Below are 2,983 nucleotides of genomic sequence, written 5' to 3'. Positions count from 1 at the left end.
AGCCTAGTCCGCGGCACCGACAGCCCCCGGCAGGCGCGTGATCCACTCGGCGTCCCGGAGGTCGGGGTGTCGGCACGCCACGGACACCCCGATCTCCGGGACCGCGAGTCGATCAAGGGGCGCCGGCCCAACCACCAGATCAGCCCGCCGGCCCGGCGGTCACGCCAGTCCGGCCGTCAGACCAGCCCGGCGGCCCCGCGATCAGACCAGCCCAGCCGCCAGACCAGCCCAGCCGCCAGACCAGCCCGGCGGCGATCAGGCCAGCGAGATCTGGTCGCCGGTGACCTTGATGTTCTTCGGCGGCAGCGGCTTCGTGGCCGGGCCGGCCTTCACCGAGCCGTCCTCGATCGAGAACTTGCTGTTGTGGCAGGTGCAGTTGATGGTGCCGCCGTCGACGTTCGTCACCGGGCAGTTCTGGTGCGTACAGATCGGGCTGAATCCCTTGAACTGACCCGCCGTGGGCTGGGTGATGACCACGCCCTCGGCGGCGAGGACCTTGCCGCCACCGACCGGGATGTCGGTGGTGGTGGCCAACGACTGGGCGTTCTGCCGGTCGCCGCCGCCGGCGTCGCCGGTGCTGGGCACTGCGGGGCCCCCACTGGTGGGTGCGTCACTGCCGCTGCCGCCGTCGTCGCTGCCGCAGGCAGCCAGGACGACGGCCGCGCCGACCGCCCCGACGCCGGTGAGCAGGGTACGGCGTGTCTGGGTACCCGAACCGGTCAGCGCCTGATCGTCACTCATGCCTCGCCTCTCTCTGGCCCGCTGCGCCGGTCGGAAGCCGGCCACACTTCTCCACACGCGCAACTGTGCCGGATGGTTCATGGCGGCATCCGGCCGACCCGGCAAATGGGGCGGGGCGGGTCGTCATCCGACCCGCCCCGCCCGACGAACACGCACAGCGAGGTCAGCGCGCGCCGGCCGGCACCTTGCGGCTGGCCCGTGCCTTGGTGGCGCCGTTGGCCCTGGCGGCCCGGGTGGTGGCGGCGGCCGCACCCTTGGCCTCGCCGTCGAGCTTGAGCACCTGGCGCAGGAACTGGCCGGTGTGGCTCTCCGCCACCTCGGCGACCTCCTCTGGGGTGCCGGTGGCGAGCACGGTGCCGCCCCGGTGGCCGCCCTCGGGGCCCATGTCGATCAGCCAGTCGGCGGTCTTGATCACGTCGAGGTTGTGCTCGATGGTGATCACCGTGTTGCCCTTGTCGACCAGCCCTTCCAGCACCATCAGCAGCTTGCGGATGTCCTCGAAGTGCAGACCGGTGGTCGGCTCGTCGAGCACGTAGACCGTCCGCCCGGTGGAGCGCTTCTGCAGCTCGGAGGCGAGCTTGACCCGCTGCGCCTCACCACCGGAGAGGGTCGGCGCGGGCTGACCGAGGCGGACGTAGCCCAGGCCGACGTCGACGAGCGTCTTCAGGTGCCGGTGGATGGCCGGGATGGCGGAGAAGAACTCGGCGGCCTCCTCGATCGGCATCTCCAGCACGTCCGAGACGGTCTTGCCCTTGTAGTGCACCTCCAGGGTCTCCCGGTTGTACCGGGCGCCCTTGCAGACCTCGCAGGGGACGTACACGTCGGGGAGGAAGTTCATCTCGATCTTGATGGTGCCGTCACCCGAGCACGCCTCGCAGCGACCGCCCTTGACGTTGAAGGAGAACCGCCCAGGGCCGTACCCGCGCACCTTCGCCTCGGTCGTCTCGGCGAAGAGCTTGCGGACGTGGTCCCAGACCCCGGTGTAGGTGGCCGGGTTGGAACGCGGCGTCCGACCGATCGGTGACTGGTCCACGCCGACGACCTTGTCCACGTGCTCCAGACCGGAGACCCGGGTGTGCCGGCCGGGCGGTCCAGGGAGAGGTAGTCCAGGCCGACGTCGAGCAGGAACCGCAACCGGGCGTTGATCTCCTTGAGGACCCGCTCCGCGATCATCTTCTGCCGGTCGGTCAGCTCGATGCCGGCGAGCAGGTCGGCGCACTCCCCCACGGACAGGTTGCAGACCTCGGCGATGCTCTTGCCGGCCAACGTGACCGCGAGCACCTCGGGCTTGAGTCGGGCACCGCCGCACGCCGCGCACGGCACGTCGCGCATGTAGCCCTCGTACTTGTCGCGGGACCACTCGGACTCGGTGTCGGAGTGCCGGCGCTCGATCCACTGCACCACGCCCTCGAAGCCGGTGTAGTAGGAGCGCTCACGGCCGTACTTGTTGCGGTACCGCACGTGCACCTGGTCGTCGGAGCCGTGCAGGATCGTCTTCTGCGCCCGCGCCGGCAACGCCCGCCACGGGGTGTCGATGTCGAAGTGCTGAGCCTCGCCGAGCGCCTCCAGCAGGCGCAGGAAGTATTCCAGGTTGTGCCCGGTGGACCAGGGCTGGATGGCGCCCTCGCGCAGGCTGCGCTCCGGGTCGGGAACCAGCAGCTCCGGGTCGACCTCCTTCTTGGTGCCCAGGCCGGTGCACTCCGGGCAGGCGCCGTACGGCGCGTTGAAGGAGAAGACCCGGGGCTCGAGATCCTCGATGGCCAGCGGGTGGTCGTTGGGGCAGGCCAGGTGCTCGGAGTAGCGGCGCTCGCGGTCCGGGTCGTCTTCCGGCAGGTCGACGAAGTCGAGCAGGACCAGACCGCTGGACAGCCCCAGCGCGGCCTCGACCGAGTCGGTGAGCCGCTGCTTGGCGCTCGGCTTGACGGTGAGCCGGTCGATCACCACCTCGATGGTGTGCTTCTCCTGCTTCTTGAGCTTCGGCGGCTCGGTCAGCGGGTGCACCACGCCGTCGACCCGTGCCCGGGCGTAGCCCTTGGCCTGCAGCTCGGCGAAGAGGTCGACGTATTCGCCCTTGCGGCCCCGGATCACCGGGGCGAGCACCATGAACTTGGTGCCCTCGGCCATGGCGAGGACCCGGTCGACGATCTGCTGCGGGCTCTGCCGGGAGATGCGCTCGCCGCAGACCGGGCAGTGCGGCTCACCGATGCGGGCGTAGAGCAGGCGGAGGTAGTCGTAGACCTCG

General features: G+C 70.4%; 1 protein-coding gene and 1 pseudogene. Both read right to left on the bottom strand.

Annotated elements, in window-relative coordinates:
* Positions 1 to 255: 255 nt before the first annotated feature.
* Positions 256 to 741: a Rieske (2Fe-2S) protein gene (locus KBX53_RS27880; RefSeq protein WP_030338337.1), complete on the bottom strand. Its 486-nt coding sequence runs from the start codon at positions 739 to 741 to the stop codon at positions 256 to 258.
* A gap of 163 nt (positions 742 to 904) precedes the next feature.
* Positions 905 to 2,983, bottom strand: a pseudogene (locus KBX53_RS27875) (hypothetical protein); the annotation flags it as partial.

The sequence above is a fragment of the Micromonospora sp. M51 genome, assembly GCF_018070305.1.
Taxonomy (GTDB): domain Bacteria; phylum Actinomycetota; class Actinomycetes; order Mycobacteriales; family Micromonosporaceae; genus Micromonospora; species Micromonospora parva.
The sequence above is the reverse complement of the archived record's forward strand: the minus strand, read 5'-3'. Positions and strand labels throughout refer to the sequence as shown.